The following is a 15941-nucleotide window of genomic DNA, read 5'->3' as shown; positions in this document are numbered from 1 at the left end:
ATATAGGTCTCCATTCTTTGTTTCAGATCAAGTGAGAACGTGATTATTTCACTTCAATTTACTATATATTGTGTTTAAATATAAAAATAGACCAATATATAGAATCACTCACCTTGTAAGCTGAATATCAGTACGAGAATAGTTTGCCTTTTTGGACAACATTCTCAAGGAGTCATATTGTGAAAACTGTTGTGATAAAACGGGATGGCCGTCAGGTACCATTTGATGAAACACGTATCAGAGATGCCGTAAAACGGGCCGCTTCTGCCATTGGCATAACGGATGATGAGTATTGTTCTCAAGTTGCATCCACGATAACGCAATTACTGGCTGACTACAGGCAAATTGATGTACAAGATATTCAGAACGCAGTAGAAAAGCAATTGATAGCAGACAACCATAAGCACCTTGCCCACCGCTATATTCAATATCGTCACGACAGAGATACTGTCCGAGAATTACATAGCCGACTTAATCGAGAAATCAGTGGCTTAGTTGAACAGAATAACGTGTCCCTGCTCAATGAGAACGCAAATAAAGATAGCAAGGTGATTCCAACTCAACGGGATCTGTTGGCCGGGATTGTTGCCAAACATTATGCCAAACAACATATTCTGCCGCGTAATGTGGTATTGGCTCACGAACGAGGTGAAATTCACTATCATGATCTCGACTACTCCCCCTTTTTCCCAATGTTTAACTGTATGTTAATCGACTTGAAAAACATGCTAACCAATGGGTTCAAAATGGGTAATGCTGAAATAGAACCGCCAAAATCTATTTCAACCGCAACGGCGGTAACGGCCCAAATTATTGCTCAAGTTGCCAGCCATATTTATGGCGGTACCACCATCAACCGTATAGATGAAGTATTGGCCCCTTTCGTTAAAGCCAGCTATGAAAAACACTTGGCAATTGCCGAACAGTGGGATATCAGCGATAAAAAATCTTATGCCGAAGCACGAACAGAAAAAGAGTGTTATGACGCTTTCCAATCATTGGAATATGAAGTTAATACACTGCACACCGCCAATGGGCAGACTCCTTTTGTCACTTTTGGCTTCGGTCTGGGGATGTCAAAAGAGTCCCGTCTCATTCAGCAATCTATTCTGCGTAACCGCATTGCTGGTTTGGGTAAGAACCACAAAACAGCGGTATTTCCCAAACTGGTATTTGCCATCCGTGATGGCCTGAATTACAAACTCGGTGATCCTAACTACGATATCAAGCAATTGGCTCTCAAATGTGCCAGCAAGCGCATGTATCCTGATATTCTTAACTATGATCAAGTGGTTAAAATCACAGGCTCCTTTAAAACCCCAATGGGCTGTCGCAGTTTCCTTGGTGTTTATGAAGAAAAAGGCGAACAAATTCATGAAGGACGCAATAACTTAGGGGTTATCAGTTTGAACCTGCCTCGGATAGCTATTGAAGCCAAAGGAGATGAAAAACATTTCTGGCAATTACTAGACAAACGTCTGGTACTGGCAAAACAAGCACTCATGACCCGTATTACCCGCCTGGAAAGTGTCAAAGCACGTGTTGCGCCAATCCTTTATATGGAAGGTGCCTGCGGGGTTCGTTTAAAAGCCGATGATAATATCGCTGAAATCTTTAAGCATGGCCGGGCTTCTATCTCTCTGGGCTATATTGGTATTCATGAGACCATTAATGCTTTGTATGGCAATCAGGTTCATCTATTTGATGATCAACAATTACGTGTAAAAGCACTCTCAATTGTTGATCATCTGCGAAAAGCTACTGATCAATGGAAAAAAGAAACAAGTTATGGTTTCAGTTTATACAGCACGCCAAGTGAAAATCTCTGTAACCGTTTCTGCCGCCTTGATACCGCTGAGTTTGGAGTGATTGAAGGCGTGACAGACAAAGGCTATTACACCAACAGTTTTCATCTCGACGTTGAAAAGAAGGTCAATCCTTATGACAAATTGGATTTTGAAGCCCCTTATCCACCACTAACAAATGGCGGTTTTATCTGTTACGGCGAATATCCTAATCTGCAACATAATCTGAAAGCTCTGGAAGATGTCTGGGATTACAGCTACTCACGTGTCCCTTATTACGGTACCAACACCCCTATCGACGAGTGTTATGACTGTGGATTCACCGGTGAATTCTCCTGTACCAATAAAGGGTTTACTTGTCCACGTTGTGGCAATCATGAACCTTCCAGAGTATCAGTAATCCGCCGCGTCTGTGGTTATCTGGGAAGCCCCGATGCTCGCCCATTCAATGCAGGTAAACAAGAAGAGGTGAAACGCAGAGTAAAACATCTGACAAATGGGAAATTAGACTCATTTAAGGCAGGCTAACAAAGTGAATTACCACCAATACTACCCTGTTGATGTAGTCAACGGCCCCGGAACCCGCTGCACACTATTTGTCGCCGGGTGCGAACATCAATGCCCCGGTTGTTATAACAAAAGTACCTGGCGGGTGAACTCCGGCCAACCATTTACGCAGGAGATGGAAGACCGTGTAATTTTTGATTTACAGGACAAACGCATTAAACGACAAGGACTATCTTTATCTGGCGGCGATCCCCTACACCCACACAATTCACCCGCGATCCTGAAATTGGTAAAACGGGTTAAAGCAGAGTGCCCAGACAAGGACATTTGGCTTTGGACAGGTTATCTGCTAAGGGAACTTAGCGAAATTCAACGGGAAATTGTCAGCTATATTAATGTGCTAGTGGATGGCAAATTTATACAAGATCTTTATGAACCCGGTTTACTGTGGCGTGGTAGCCACAATCAGATTATTCATAGATTAAGATAATTTTATCGCTGCCAACAGATTTTCTTACCAAATCCAAGCGTATTATCAGTCATCTTTATTTCACTGAGATTCAGTTGCCAAATAGGAGTTTCAGCAGCAATTGCCACAGGAAAACGACGGCAATAACGTGCTCTGGCAACTTTATCTTTTTCACCCTCAAGACGAATAACTTCTCCTTTGAACTGAACTCCTTTTATCTGTGCAATATTTCGAATCTGCCCGGCAATGGTACCTGCAACCTGCGGGTTTACCTGCATCATTTCACCGTGGCGAGTATGAAGTTCAGTCATAAACCAGAAAGCGATCTCATCGGCATTGAAAACATAGAAGCAACTTGCACACCAAATATCATCACTCGTTGCTGTACAAAGTGTTAGGACATGCTGTCTTACAAGGTATCTGTGGATAATCTGAAAGTTTTCAGTGGTGTTCACTCTTTCTCCAATAGCAGGATTATATCTGCCTGGAAGCCCAGAACCACGCCGGGATAAACATCATCCTACGGCGTGTTCTGACATCTCCTGACAGAGCCAGGGTTCAGTATGTTCTACTATAAATTAGTTATAGATTTCAGCAACACCTGATAATTGATTCTTACCGCTAGCAGAAATAATACGGAAAGAAGATGCCCCTGCTTTGTCAGCTTTTTTGGACAATTCGGCACTTAGGGTTTCCAAAGTATCAGCCCCCGTTACAGAAACTACACCAACTTTAGGAGAAGAAGAGGTTTGAACTTCTTTTGCCGCCATACTGCCAAAAGAGATAGCACTTAAAGCTAAAGCAACAGCGATATATTTTACGTTTTTCATACTATGATCCTTGATCAATTTTTAGTGGAATGAGTTACTCTCTGTGATATGGATCATAGTATGCTCTAAAGGCCGGAATAAAAATTAGCAATTATTGCTATTCTATTTCAATTTTTTTGAATAAAAAATACAACGTATCGCAAATTGATAAGTAACGGGATTTATAAAACTGTTATATTATAATAAGTTAGACTAAATTATTCAGAAAAATGATATAGAAAAACGTTCGAGTGAAATATAGATATCAAAAATAGAAAATTCAGAAAAAAATTATATGGCCGAAAATCAATGGGTTCTTTACTTACTAAAAACAAAATCAGGCATGCTTTATACCGGGATAACGACAAATATTCACCGCCGTTTTGCACAACATGAAAACGGAACAGGAGCAAAATCACTGAGGGGGAAAGGACCGTTACAGCTAGTTTTCAGTTGTCATGCTGGAAATCGCTCCAGTGCATCACGTCTGGAATATCAAGTAAAACAATTAAGTAAACAGCAAAAAGAGAGGCTGGTTATTTGCCAGCCCGTCTGTATAGCAGAATATTTAGCATCAATTAGAAACGGCCAAAGTGTGGGGAGTAAGTAACCAATCCCTGATGATCAGCCAAAAAACTATCAGCTAATTCATATACCTGGAAATGAGATTCATACGTCGGCCACTGGCAATACAACTGGTGCTCACTGGCAAGCATAAAACCAAACCGGCGATAATAGTGCGGATCACCTAAGACCACGACAACGCCATAACCAAATTCATTCAGGCTATCTAACCCTTCATACACCAGCTTTTCACCAACCCCCTGCCGACGATATTCTTCAGCGACTGCTAGCGGCGCCAGACCAACCCATTGGTGATCTTCACCATTAATATCTACCGGACTAAAAGCCACGTAACCGATTACCTGGCCTTCATCATCTGTGGCGACCACGCCTAACGTCAATAATCCATCTTCCCGCAATTGTTGGACCAATTCCGCTTCTGCCGGGGTATCAAAAGATTTCCGTAATAACCGATCTATTCCCGCTGCATCTACCGGAATTTCTACCCTGATCAACATGATAATCGCGCAAGATCGTGTTGATCCACGCCCTCCGGCAAACTCGCTTTTATACACTCAGCCAATTGCAACAACCCTGCACAGAGAACAATAAGCATGGACTTCAACGCTATCGCATCTACCAAATTTTTAATACACCCCCATAATTCTGTACGGATCACTATCAGAATCAGATTATTGGCTTCGTCGCTGAAACTAACCTCTTCCTGCTTATACTGGTTGACAACAACATAACTATCACGGACAGCAGTAAACCAGCGCAGAGTAAGATTGTGGATTTTTCCTAACACAGCTCAGACTCCTTACTTAATAAAGTAACGTAGCTATTTAGCCAAAATATATCGGCATTCCCCGATCCTACATCAAGAATCCAATACAAACCTAACTGTAAATATTACCTTTCAATTATTGGGGTAATATCTGACTATAAACTGCGCTAAATCAAAACATCTCATCACTCGGTCAATTACAATTACTAATCATTTATTATTTTATTCCGGTATTTTATATGAAGAAACTTTGTCCTACGAAAAATTTATTTACATGGCAAAGTTGTTGTAGATAACAAGCAGATACCCATCAATATCAGCTTAGAATATGATATCGTCGCTTGTCGCTTTTTGATCTAAAGTAGAAATAAAAATTCATATAAACATACAGTTATATAAAAAAATGTAAACATAAGTTGCATACTAAAATTAAAATTTACACATACTGATTATAGCCGACTGCAAACTTTTGGCTTAATGTATGACACAAGTCCATACGTATTTACCAAGTTATTTAGAGAGATAACGCTAAAAAGCACGCATAGACTTTATATAAGATTCACTTCTGGATTGATTATCCTCGGGCTGAATTGTCACGAATGTATATAGTTTAATCTTTATACAAAAAATAGGAATGATGTATGGAAAGCCAAGATATTTATTCAAAATTCATTGGTAAGAGGATAAAGCTATGGATGGATGAGCGCTTCCCGCTACAAAATGCACCGCTTTTCTTTATCTTTTATATCATCAGCTATTCCGTAGCTTTTTATTCAATAGGAGAAAAGCCGGTTTTATCATGGGAGATCCTGCTCGGTTGCCTGATGTCCTTCTCCTATTTTTTACTATTACGGATATTCGATGAGCATAAAGATTATCAACTGGATTGTGAACATCATCCACAGCGAATTCTACAACGCGGTATTATTACGCTGAAAAATCTACGAGTGCTTGGTATCTGTTGTATCGCATTGCAATTAGGCGGAAGTCTATTTTTAGATCGGGGAATTGGTTCAGTTACTTTTGCCTGGCTGTTAGTTTTCATCTGGACCTGTCTAATGGGGAAAGAGTTCTTCATCGGTGAATGGTTAAACCAACACCTTACTTGGTACGCTATTTCCCATATGCTAGTAATGCCACTCATTATCTGGTGGTTGGGCAACGTCGCCAGCCCTGACCTCAAACTGACTTTTCCAATATGGGTTTTAATGGGGTTGTGCTTTTTCTCTGGATTTAGTTTTGAAATTACACGCAAATGTAAAGGCCCAGATGAAGAGCGCCAAGAAATACCAACTTATTCATCTATTTTCGGCAGAAAGGGAGCCGTCGCTATTATCGCAGCCTTACTCACTGTAATGTTGGCGTTACAGATTTGGCTAATCAATATCACCACTGATGGTATAGCGTTATGGGCGTTAATTATCTTGGTCGTTTGTTATGTATTGTGTCTATGGCAATTAGGCAAATTCCTCTATAACCCCACCATCCAAAATCGCAAACGCGATGAAGCTGTCGTGGGAATATTCATGGTGCTAGGTTATTCAGTTTGCACTGCCAGCATCTTAATAAAGCTTGGGTTTGCTTAGGCATTAAAGGAAAGACAGTTATGTTGCAAAAAATTCTCCAATCATATGTACGTGATGCTTCAGATAATACCACTGCTCACATAGAAAACTGTGCGCGAAGTTCTATTCTAGAATTATCGCGCGATATATTCAGTATTAAACACCAAGAAGCAACCCAAATAAAATTATTGCCCCGCCGCCACCTCTATACCTATACCGAGGAAGCCCGGCAAAAACGTCTGGATTATTTAGCAGAACACACCGGACATACATTAGAACACGTGGCAGATACCCATCTAGATGCAACAAAATTAACCAAAACCATTGAGGGATTTATCGGTTCAATAGAAATCCCTGTAGGAATTGCCGGACCTATCTTGATAAAGGGACAATACGCTCAAGGGGTATATTATGCGCCACTTGCCACCACAGAAGGCGCTTTAATTGCATCAATATCCCGTGGTTCCTCGGCCATTATGCAATCAGGGGGTACAACGGCGCGTGTACTTGGCCAACGCATGATACGTGCCCCTCGTTTCGAATTTTACAGTGTTTCACACAGTATTATGTTCAGTGATTGGATCAACGAGCATATCAGCGAACTACGGAATGAAATTGGACGCCATTCTAAACACGCACAATTGCTGGAAATAAAACCACAAATCATCGGACGCAGCGTCCATCTGCAATTCATCTATAATACAGCGGCGGCGGCGGGTCAAAATATGACCACCATCTGCACCTGGTATGCATGTCAGTGGATCCAACAGCAGTTAGTCAAAATGGCGTTTATACCACTGCGTCACTTTATGATCGATGGGAATACTTCGGGCGATAAAAAAGTCGCTTATCAATCTTTCATCGAAGGACGTGGAACACGTGTAGTGGCAGAAGTTTACCTAAATGCTGAATCCTGTCAGCAGATATTGAAGGTCACGCCACAACAACTCGTCACGGCTTATCATCATATCTGCGAGGGGGCGATCGCCTCAGGGATGGTCGGCGTAAATATTAATGCCGCAAATGTTATCGCCGGGATGTTTACCGCTTTAGGTCAGGATATCGCCTGTGTACATGAATCTTCAGTCGCCCATTTGCACATGACATTAACTGCCGACAACCGTGTCTATTGCAGTGTCACACTACCCTCTTTGATCGTTGGCACCATCGGCGGGGGAACCTATTTACCACATCAACGTGAATGTCTGAACATGTTGGGATGCGCCGATGAAAACGGCACTGCCCGCCTGGCTGAGATCATCGCCAGCTATTGCCTGGCCCTTGATATTTCAACACTGTCAGCCATTGCTGCGGATGAGTTTGCTCAATCACATGAAAAACTTGGTCGCTACCGTCCTGCACCCACTAGCAATATTGTTCCGCACACCCCGCAAGAACTTGATTTGTCATTTTTCCAACAAGCAAGTTTTAACCCTGTGTTACAAGGGGCCCATTTGACCACAATCAAACCCAAGTTTTCTGGCGGTGATGGACACAGCATGCTGACACATCTGAGCTCGAATTATGCGGAACGTTTAATTGGTCTATTTCCTTTTTCTATGACGACATCCGCACAGCATGATTTACCCGTGATGCTGAAACTGAAACCTCTGGGAAGTGAGGTCGTTAATATGGTACTGGATATCGCCAAACACTGTTCTCCTGAGTTGTTTGCCGTTTTCCAGGATTTTGAACATCAGCTTGAATTTAACCAAAGTCATAGCCGTGAACTGGCTATTATGAATCAGCAAGATCCACGGTTGATGCACTATATTCCAATTATCTATGGTGTGATTGAAAACGAAGCAACCGGAACTTATGCCCTGATTGAAGAATTGCTCCACGATATGGTGTTAATGAACAATATTAACTTGGAAACACCGTGGGAGCAGTGTCACCTTGAAGCCGCCATCCGAGGCGTAGCCGATATTCATTCTATCTGGTTGGGACGAGAAGAAGAGCTCACGTGGAGGTTCCCACAACTGCAAATTCCGAATGCCGATACGGTTTCGCAAATGAAGCCCCTGTGGCAAAAATTGGGTAATTTTGTCCACCAAGCATTCCCTGAGTTGTTCACCGCCGAAGAAGAGAAAGATTTCCAGTACTGGGTAGACAATGCCGCCACCTGGTGGCAGGAAATCGAACAGATGCCAAAGACATTGATCCACGGTGATTTTAACCCACGCAATATTGCCTTCCGGCAACAGGAAACTGGGTTACGTTTATGCGCTTGGGATTGGGAGTTGTCTACTGTGCATTTACCACAACGCGACCTGGCAGAACTTCTGGCCTTTAGCTTAGACCACCAAAGCGATGCGGATAAGGTGGCCTATTATATTGAACTACATCGGGTTGAGCTTGAGCAAAAATCGGGGCTCTCTCTTGATCCAATACATTGGCGTCGTGGCTATGAATTAGCACTGCGTGATTTATGGATGAGAAGGATTCCGCTTTATATGATGGCACACAATGTTGTCGGCTATCCATTTATGGAGCGCACAATGAAAACTCTCCGCTGGCTTATTTCATTAACACGGAATCAATAATCAACCGAATATACCCTATGGATTTCAAGATGCATCGCGACGGCAAGGGAGCGAATCCCCGGGAGCATAGATAACTATGTGACCGGGGTGAGTGAGCGCAGCCAACAAAGAGGCAACTTGAAAGATGACGGGTATAAACTATTTAATTTACTCTTCCTCTAAAATAAGGGTGCGGCAATAGCTTGTAATACATTCATATCTTATTGATCTATTCACGCCAACAATATTACGTGCAAATAAGACCATGATGTAAGCAAAGTATCCTATTGCTGCATTGGTGGAATAATATGAAATATCTCTACACTCAAGATAACGCTATTGAATTAGCGGAACATTCCTTAGGCGGCAAAGCGGCTAATTTATTATGGCTTACGCAAAACGGTTTTCCTGTACCTAATTATTGGGTCATCAGCAGCGAAGTACTCAATAGCCTACTCATCAAAGATACATTTGCAAGCAACGTCATAGAACAGTTGGCTACCGTACCAGATGATATCAATCAGGAAAAACTCGATGCTATTGCTGCGCCATTACGTCAGTGGATACAGTCGATTCCATTGCCTACTGAATTAGAAGAAGAATTGGCTCTCTTATCAGAAAATCACCCAGATATATTTTTCGCCGTTCGCTCATCAGCCATCGGCGAGGACGCCGCTAATGCCTCTTTTGCCGGGCAGATGGACAGCTACCTATTTCAACGGGGTAAATCCGCACTTGCCAATAGCTTACGTGCTGTGATGGCCTCAGCTTTTAACACGCGTGCATTACAATATCGCCTACACAAGCGGCTACCAATGGGCAATATCAGTAGTGCTGTCATCATTCAGAACATGGTTGCTGGCGAGGTCTCTGGTGTCATGTTTACTGCACACCCAGTTACCGGCAGCAGACAACATTGCCTAATCTCATCTGCCTGGGGTACCGGAGAAGGCGTGGTTTCCGGCGAATGCGATACCGACGAATTCTCAGTTCATCTCACTACATCCGAGATTGAACGTCATATCACACAAAAAGAGACAACAACTGTTTTCGATACCACTAATGGCAGCGGTACAGTAACAATACCCGTCGCGGAAGAAAAACAGTGGGAACCGACCTTACTCGATAATGAAATCTATGCATTACGAAATATTGGCAAAAAAATCGCGGCAGCACGAGGGTGTCCACAAGATATCGAATGGACGATTCAAAACCATAAAATCTTTATTCTACAGACTCGGCCAATAACCCGATTGCCACGCCAGGATGATAAAAGCGAACGCCATATTATCTTCGATAATTCCAATATTCAGGAGTCTTATTGTGGAGTAACAACACCTCTGACTTTCTCTTTTGCTCGTGCAGGCTATGCCACCGTTTATGAACAGACAATACGTGCCTTAGGTTGCTCGGATAAACAAGTTAACCAACATCGTTCCATGTTGGAAAATATGCTCGGTTTAATTAAAGGCAGGATCTATTACAACATCAACAATTGGTATAAAGGGCTATTATTACTTCCCTCTTTCCAAACCAATAAAAAAGATATGGAAAGGATGATGGGGCTAGAAGACCCGGTTGATTTTGTTGAGGATAAAGCACTGCCACTGGGCGATAAAATAAAGAAACTGCCAAAAATGGGGTGGGCGCTTCTGCGCCTGTTATATGCCTTTAGGACTATGGATCAACGGGTAGAACTATTTTTAGAGCAATTCAAATGGCATGCCGCCGCCATAAAACAAACAGAGCCGCATACTTGTAACAGCGGCCAACTGATCGAGAAATTGAAATATCTGGATGAACATCTGCTACGGCGCTGGACGACGCCGATCCTGAACGACTTCTACGTGATGATGTTTAATGGCCGGGTAAATCGTGGACTAATTGCTGCCGGTATTGAGAATTCATCTGCATTACTAGGCGATCTTCTCTCTGGGGATGAAGATATTGAAAGCACCCAACCGACCAAAGTGCTGTTAAAGATGTGCCAATATGTGCGCCAACACCCTGAGTTATGCAACCTGTTAACCCACGGCGATGCTCGTACCCTACTGACCCAAGTACGCCAACTCGATGAATCATTCCACCAGCAGTGCATTGATTATATTAAAAAATATGGCGATCGCACGATGGGTGAATTGAAGCTGGAAACCATCACGCTAAAACAAGATCCCAGTTTTCTATTTCTGATACTAAAAAACTACCTTGCTATTGATACTCTCACACCAGAGACCCTATCTAGCCGGGAAAGAAAATTACGTACTCAGGCCGAAAATACGGCATTTCAACAAATACACGAGCGACTTGGCTCCAGACGTATGAACGCCTTCAAAAAGAATTTGCAGAAATTACGTCAGGCGATACGCCACCGGGAAAATATGCGCTTCACCCGGACCCGTATGTTTGGGCTATACCGGGATATTTTCATACAACTTGGCCAAGCCTATGCTCTAGAAGGTATCCTCGCTGAACCCCGCGATATTTTTTATCTCACGTTAGAGGAGATCTACAGCAGCTACGAAGGAACAGCAATACAAACCCAACTTAAGCCTTTAGTTGCTATACGCAAGCAAGAATATGCCAGCTACGAAACCGAGGATGAACCCGCTCATCACCTTTTCATTAGAGGCTCGCTGTATCAGCAGCAAGATTACAGCTATCCCTATCGGGAAAAACAAGCCCCAACCGATAGCAGCATGCTACAGGGCATAGGTTGCTACCCAGGGCAAGTTGAAACAACTATCCGATTAATTAAAAACCCACAAGATGAAATGTCGCTGGCAGGGCAGATCCTGTGTACTATACGCACCGATCCCGGTTGGGCGCCGTTATTCCCTACAGCAGGCGGATTACTAATCGAGCGCGGTTCCACACTTTCACATTCCGCCGTTGTTGCTCGTGAACTGGGGATCCCCGCCATCGTCGGCATTCCCGCCGTCACACAAATTTTGAAAGATGGCGATCGGGTACACATGGATGGAGCAACTGGGACTGTTGTCCGCTTGCACGACACCACTGTAGAAGAGCTGACATCAAGGAGTGAACATGTCTAATATCTTCATGGGAGAGTGGTCTCCAGCCAATCCACTACCTGAAGGTTTTCTTGACCTTCCGCCCAGTATTTATCGCGATTGGCCGCTATGGCCTGGTGAAGACCGGGAAAAAGTACAACAGCAGTTCAGCCCGAAGAATTCTTGGTTTAATCACAGTAAAGCCTGGATTGGCTGCATTCCAGGGAAAACTCGTCTTGTCGGCTTTTTAGTACCTCATAGAGTTGATGGCCGATCTGCTGCATTTTTCGGCTTTTGGGAAACTGATAATGACATAGCAAGCAACACCATGTTGTTTAGCGCTCTAGAACAATGGGCCAAGGAAAATGGTGCGTGCAATCTCTACGGGCCGATTAACTTTTCAACTTTCGGACACTACCGTGTTCGACTTGATCATTTTGATGTGCCTCCCTTTGAGCATGAGCCTTATAACCCTCCTTACTATCACCTTTTGTTAAAAGAGTTAGGGTTTGATATCCGTTATCGCTATACCTCGATATTCGACGATACCCAAGCAATAGCAGTCAACTTTCAACAAGCTCATCAACGCGCGCAAAAACTTCCTGATATTCAAGCAACATTATTACCATTAACACCAGAATTATGGATGCAAGAGCAAGTTAAACTTTATTCTTTTATCGACTCGGTGTTTGGTGAGAATTTCGCTTATACCACTCCATCTTGGTCAGCATTTCAACAGCACTGTGGTGAGGAGTTTATTAAACCTTTTTGCCGTTACCCTGCATCATTTCTGGCTAAAACTCCTGGTGGCGAAATTGCCGGGTTAATTTTGAGTCTGTCAGTCCTGCAAAAAGGTCAGCCCGCTATCGGACTGTTAAAAACTGTGGCAGTCGCACCGCAATACCGGGGCAGTCAGCTGTACAACACGCTGTATTGCTCATTTGAACAGAGCGCCAAACGTATTCACCCCCGTCTGGGAGGAGCCCTGATGCGTGAAGATAATACCTCGCTCAAGACCGCAGGACGGCTTTTCAACACACCGGCTGCCACCAAACATCAATACGCGCTTTACTACAGGAGGATCGCATGACAAATATTTGTCAGCCCATTGTCGATGCAGCCCAAAAACATCCTGAGCATTTAGCGCTGCAAGCGCCACATTCACGGGATCACGGTAGAGGTTTAAGCTTTCAGGAATTTTTTTCTCATGCCTCCCATTTCCAGCATCAGTTAACCCAAGCCGGGTTCGTCGCTGGCGATCGCTTATTGGTGATTATTCAACCAGGATTAGTACTTTATCCATTGCTTATCGCCATTCTGGGGCTCGGGCTAGTTCCCGTTATGCTTGAGCGCGGGCTTTCCAAAAAGCAACTGAGGGAGATACTGCGCCGCAGCAAATTATCGGCGGTGATCACTCAACCTACGTTAGGAAAATTCTGGTTTTTAATCCCTGAACTGTGGCGAATGCGACGTTTTGTCATCGGACAACGCATCTGGGGCATGAAAGCGCTGGAAGCACCCAGTCAACATTTACCTCTAAATAACTTTATCTGTCGAGACTTACCGCCGGATACAACTGGGTTAATTACCTTTACCTCAGGTTCCACCGGCATACCCAAAGGCGCAAACCGCACCCATGACAGCCTGCTAGCACAACTTTATGCCATAACAGCGCTTTTTTCTGAGGGAAAGAGTGAGATTGACCTACACAGTTTCCCCGTTATGGTGCTGCACTCATTGTGCTGTGGCAACAGCAGTATTCTGCCTGATTTTGACTTTGCCCATCCCGCAACTGTCGATCCGCAGAAGCTCGTCAGACAAGTGCAGGACAAAGGTGTTACATGCCTCAGCGGCGCTCCCGCCTATATGGGCAAAGTCACCGGTTATGCTAAGAGCAAAGGATTGTCATTCCCCAATGTGCGAACAGTCATCGTAGGTGGCGCGCCTGCCAACAAAGCTCTGCTTGAAAACTGCCTGACCGTCTTTCCACATGCTCGACATTTGGTGGTCTATGGCTCCACTGAGGTTGAACCAATCAGTACCGTCGAAATGACGACTCAATTAAACCACTGGGCAACTCATGATGGTTATCTGGTCGGAAAACCGGTGACACAAGCAGAAATATGTATCCGGGAAATAACAGCTAATCCCCAACAAATTACCCCACTGGCCGCCGGTAATGCCGGTGAAGTCTTAGTTGCTGGGCCTCATGTGCTCAAAGACTATATTGATAACCCTCAAGCAACGAAAGAAAACAAACTCCCACGTAAACAGGGAGGCATTTGGCACTGCACCGGTGACGTTGGCTATCTGGATACCACAGGACAGCTCTGGCTACTTGGACGGGTAAAAGACAAAGTAGTGCTAGATGATGGCCGTATCATCCATCCCTACGTATTGGAAAAAAGGATCAATGAACTGCCTGAGGTCACTCAAAACGCATTCGTACCACATCCTTTAGGCGGAGCCGCTCTGATACTGGAAAGCGCCACACTCCCGACAGATTTACCCGCTATTTTAGACGAGTTGGCGCTCACACTAGTTACCCGTATTTATTATGTTAACCCTATCCCTGTCGACATTCGTCATAACAGCAAAATAAACCGCATTGCGTTGATCAATATGCTTGCGAAAGGACAATTATCTTCCATTCCACATAAGGAAAAATTATGAACAATAATCATTTCATCATTCATCTAAACAGAGCAGACTATATTACTATTGGCGGGGCGGTATTTAGCGCTCTCTCTGTAGCAGCCGCATTACAACATTGGTATTATTTAGCTATTGCGTTTTTATATCTTGCCATGCTTGGCGATGCGCTCGATGGCATTCTAGCCAGAAATTTAAATATTGTCCGTCCGTTTGGTCGCTATCTTGATGGATTTATGGATCAACTTATTTACTTGATCTCACCAGCAATTATCCTTTATCTCTCTGGTTATCAATCTTGGTATTCCCTGTTTATTATCTTAATGATCATTAGTGGTTGTCTGCGATTATCTGTATTTAATGAAGTTGGGAATATTCAGAATGAAAATCAACTTTCCTACCTTGGTATGCCCGTATTCTGGAGCTTATTTATTCTCAGTGGTTACGCTTTGGTAAGCTTAATAGTCGAGCCGTGGTTAAGCCATCTCTTACTAACATTAGCGCTTCTTGGATTCAGTATCGCCATGCTATGGGATCGCCCATTTTATAAATTCAAGGGTCTCAATACTATCATCAGCACAACACTCGCAGGGTTTGTTTTATTTACTGGTCTTCATTTCTGGAGTCTTTATGCTCAATAGTTTTTACCACGGATGGATTCTACTGCTCCCCGTCATCCTTGGTGGTTGTTTACATATGGTGATTGTGACGAAAAACTATTTTGCCTGCTTGGCAATCCCAGTACACCAACGTTATTTCGGCCGTAACAAGACCTGGCGCGGTTTTATTGTTGTACCCATTATTACCGCGCTATTTTCGCTATTGTGGTTAGTTCTCGGCACCGGAACCCAAGACTTGATTATTCCCCAGACTATTTCCTCCTGTTTACTTACCGGGTTTCTGGCAGGTTGCGGCTATGTTATTTTCGAATTGCCAAACTCCTGGCTAAAAAGGAAACTCGGCGCACCACCGGGACAACACCCAGAGCAAAATAAGCGATTGTTTATTTTATTCGATCAACTTGATTCCGCCATTGGCGTCACGTTAGTCTATTTTATTTATCTTAATCTTACTTATATCGATGCGCTTTTCTTTTTCCTCTGTTTTTTAATCAGTGCCTTTATTATTAAAAATATATTATTTTTGTTTTCGCTGAAAAAAACGAGATTCTAGGTGGGAAATTCGATGGAAATACCGCAGCAAAATGGCTGCGGTTTCCGCAAATAATATAATAGAATTTAATTGTA

14 protein-coding genes are annotated in these 15941 nt (G+C 43.4%); 10 read left to right on the top strand and 4 right to left on the bottom strand.

Annotation, left to right across the window (positions count from 1 at the left end):
* The first annotated feature begins 179 nt into the window (after positions 1–179).
* Together nrdD and nrdG are read left to right on the top strand one after the other, a co-directional pair.
* Positions 180–2333 (top strand): anaerobic ribonucleoside-triphosphate reductase, encoded by a 2154-nt coding sequence (nrdD, locus tag TI10_RS20175; RefSeq protein ID WP_049585129.1) that lies wholly within the window; start codon positions 180–182, stop codon positions 2331–2333.
* A 4-nt stretch (positions 2334–2337) separates the two neighbouring features.
* Positions 2338–2802 carry an anaerobic ribonucleoside-triphosphate reductase-activating protein gene (gene nrdG, locus TI10_RS20170; protein ID WP_049585128.1) on the top strand — a complete coding sequence of 155 codons (465 nt, stop codon included), beginning with the start codon at positions 2338–2340 and terminating at the stop codon, positions 2800–2802.
* A gap of 2 nt (positions 2803–2804) precedes the next feature.
* Here the strand turns inward: nrdG and TI10_RS20165 are convergent, their stop codons facing one another.
* Together TI10_RS20165 and bhsA are read right to left on the bottom strand one after the other, a co-directional pair.
* Positions 2805–3236, bottom strand: coding sequence for a YhbP family protein (locus TI10_RS20165; protein ID WP_049585127.1), 432 nt, complete (start codon positions 3234–3236; stop codon positions 2805–2807).
* Positions 3237–3359: 123 nt separating this feature from the next.
* Complete coding sequence (bhsA, locus tag TI10_RS20160; protein ID WP_049585126.1) at positions 3360–3611, bottom strand: multiple stress resistance protein BhsA; 252 nt, start codon at positions 3609–3611, stop codon at positions 3360–3362.
* Between the two features lie 274 nt (positions 3612–3885).
* On the opposite strand from bhsA, the gene TI10_RS20155 reads away from it, so the two are divergent.
* Positions 3886–4200: a GIY-YIG nuclease family protein gene (locus TI10_RS20155; protein WP_049585125.1), complete on the top strand. Its 315-nt coding sequence runs from the start codon at positions 3886–3888 to the stop codon at positions 4198–4200.
* Here the strand turns inward: TI10_RS20155 and TI10_RS20150 are convergent.
* Positions 4169–4672, bottom strand: coding sequence for a GNAT family N-acetyltransferase (locus tag TI10_RS20150; RefSeq protein ID WP_049585124.1), 504 nt, complete (start codon positions 4670–4672; stop codon positions 4169–4171). The genes TI10_RS20155 and TI10_RS20150 overlap by 32 nt on opposite strands.
* Positions 4666–4962 carry a hypothetical protein gene (locus TI10_RS20145; protein ID WP_049585123.1) on the bottom strand — a complete coding sequence of 99 codons (297 nt, stop codon included), beginning with the start codon at positions 4960–4962 and terminating at the stop codon, positions 4666–4668. Before TI10_RS20145 ends, TI10_RS20150 begins: the two co-directional genes overlap by 7 nt.
* 620 nt (positions 4963–5582) lie before the next feature.
* Between TI10_RS20145 and TI10_RS20140 the strand changes: the two genes are divergently transcribed.
* From TI10_RS20140 to TI10_RS20110, 7 genes are all read left to right on the top strand, one after another.
* Positions 5583–6527, top strand: coding sequence for a prenyltransferase (locus TI10_RS20140; protein ID WP_049585122.1), 945 nt, complete (start codon positions 5583–5585; stop codon positions 6525–6527).
* 20 nt (positions 6528–6547) lie between these two features.
* Entirely contained in the window at positions 6548–9052 is a 2505-nt protein-coding gene (locus tag TI10_RS20135; protein ID WP_049585121.1) for a phosphotransferase, read from the top strand.
* A 287-nt stretch (positions 9053–9339) separates the two neighbouring features.
* Positions 9340–12084 carry a phosphoenolpyruvate synthase gene (locus TI10_RS20130; RefSeq protein WP_049585120.1) on the top strand — a complete coding sequence of 915 codons (2745 nt, stop codon included), beginning with the start codon at positions 9340–9342 and terminating at the stop codon, positions 12082–12084.
* Positions 12077–13132, top strand: a complete 1056-nt coding sequence (locus TI10_RS20125) for a hypothetical protein (protein ID WP_049585119.1) — start codon at positions 12077–12079, stop codon at positions 13130–13132. The genes TI10_RS20130 and TI10_RS20125 overlap by 8 nt, the downstream gene beginning before the upstream one ends.
* The gene (locus tag TI10_RS20120; RefSeq protein ID WP_049585118.1) at positions 13129–14715 is read left to right on the top strand and encodes a fatty acid CoA ligase family protein; all 1587 of its coding nucleotides are present in this window, start codon (positions 13129–13131) and stop codon (positions 14713–14715) included. The genes TI10_RS20125 and TI10_RS20120 overlap by 4 nt, the downstream gene beginning before the upstream one ends.
* The gene (locus tag TI10_RS20115) at positions 14712–15335 is read left to right on the top strand and encodes a CDP-alcohol phosphatidyltransferase family protein (RefSeq protein ID WP_049585117.1); all 624 of its coding nucleotides are present in this window, start codon (positions 14712–14714) and stop codon (positions 15333–15335) included. The genes TI10_RS20120 and TI10_RS20115 overlap by 4 nt, the downstream gene beginning before the upstream one ends.
* Positions 15325–15867 (top strand): CDP-archaeol synthase, encoded by a 543-nt coding sequence (locus TI10_RS20110; protein WP_049585116.1) that lies wholly within the window; start codon positions 15325–15327, stop codon positions 15865–15867. Before TI10_RS20115 ends, TI10_RS20110 begins: the two co-directional genes overlap by 11 nt.
* Positions 15868–15941 lie beyond the last annotated feature (74 nt).

The organism is Photorhabdus luminescens subsp. luminescens (genome assembly GCF_001083805.1).
GTDB classification, from domain to species: domain Bacteria; phylum Pseudomonadota; class Gammaproteobacteria; order Enterobacterales; family Enterobacteriaceae; genus Photorhabdus; species Photorhabdus luminescens.
The sequence above is the reverse complement of the archived record's forward strand: the minus strand, read 5'-3'. Positions and strand labels throughout refer to the sequence as shown.

Excerpts from the sequence above, each read along its gene's own strand:
- bhsA (WP_049585126.1), bottom strand. The coding sequence starts at position 3,611 with ATGAAAAACGTAAAATATATCGCTGTTGCTTTAGCTTTAAGTGCTATC.
- TI10_RS20155 (WP_049585125.1), top strand. The coding sequence starts at position 3,886 with ATGGCCGAAAATCAATGGGTTCTTTACTTACTAAAAACAAAATCAGGC.
- TI10_RS20150 (WP_049585124.1), bottom strand. The coding sequence starts at position 4,672 with ATGTTGATCAGGGTAGAAATTCCGGTAGATGCAGCGGGAATAGATCGG.
- TI10_RS20140 (WP_049585122.1), top strand. The coding sequence starts at position 5,583 with ATGGAAAGCCAAGATATTTATTCAAAATTCATTGGTAAGAGGATAAAG.
- TI10_RS20135 (WP_049585121.1), top strand. The coding sequence starts at position 6,548 with ATGTTGCAAAAAATTCTCCAATCATATGTACGTGATGCTTCAGATAAT.
- TI10_RS20130 (WP_049585120.1), top strand. The coding sequence starts at position 9,340 with ATGAAATATCTCTACACTCAAGATAACGCTATTGAATTAGCGGAACAT.
- TI10_RS20125 (WP_049585119.1), top strand. The coding sequence starts at position 12,077 with ATGTCTAATATCTTCATGGGAGAGTGGTCTCCAGCCAATCCACTACCT.
- TI10_RS20120 (WP_049585118.1), top strand. The coding sequence starts at position 13,129 with ATGACAAATATTTGTCAGCCCATTGTCGATGCAGCCCAAAAACATCCT.
- TI10_RS20115 (WP_049585117.1), top strand. The coding sequence starts at position 14,712 with ATGAACAATAATCATTTCATCATTCATCTAAACAGAGCAGACTATATT.
- TI10_RS20110 (WP_049585116.1), top strand. The coding sequence starts at position 15,325 with ATGCTCAATAGTTTTTACCACGGATGGATTCTACTGCTCCCCGTCATC.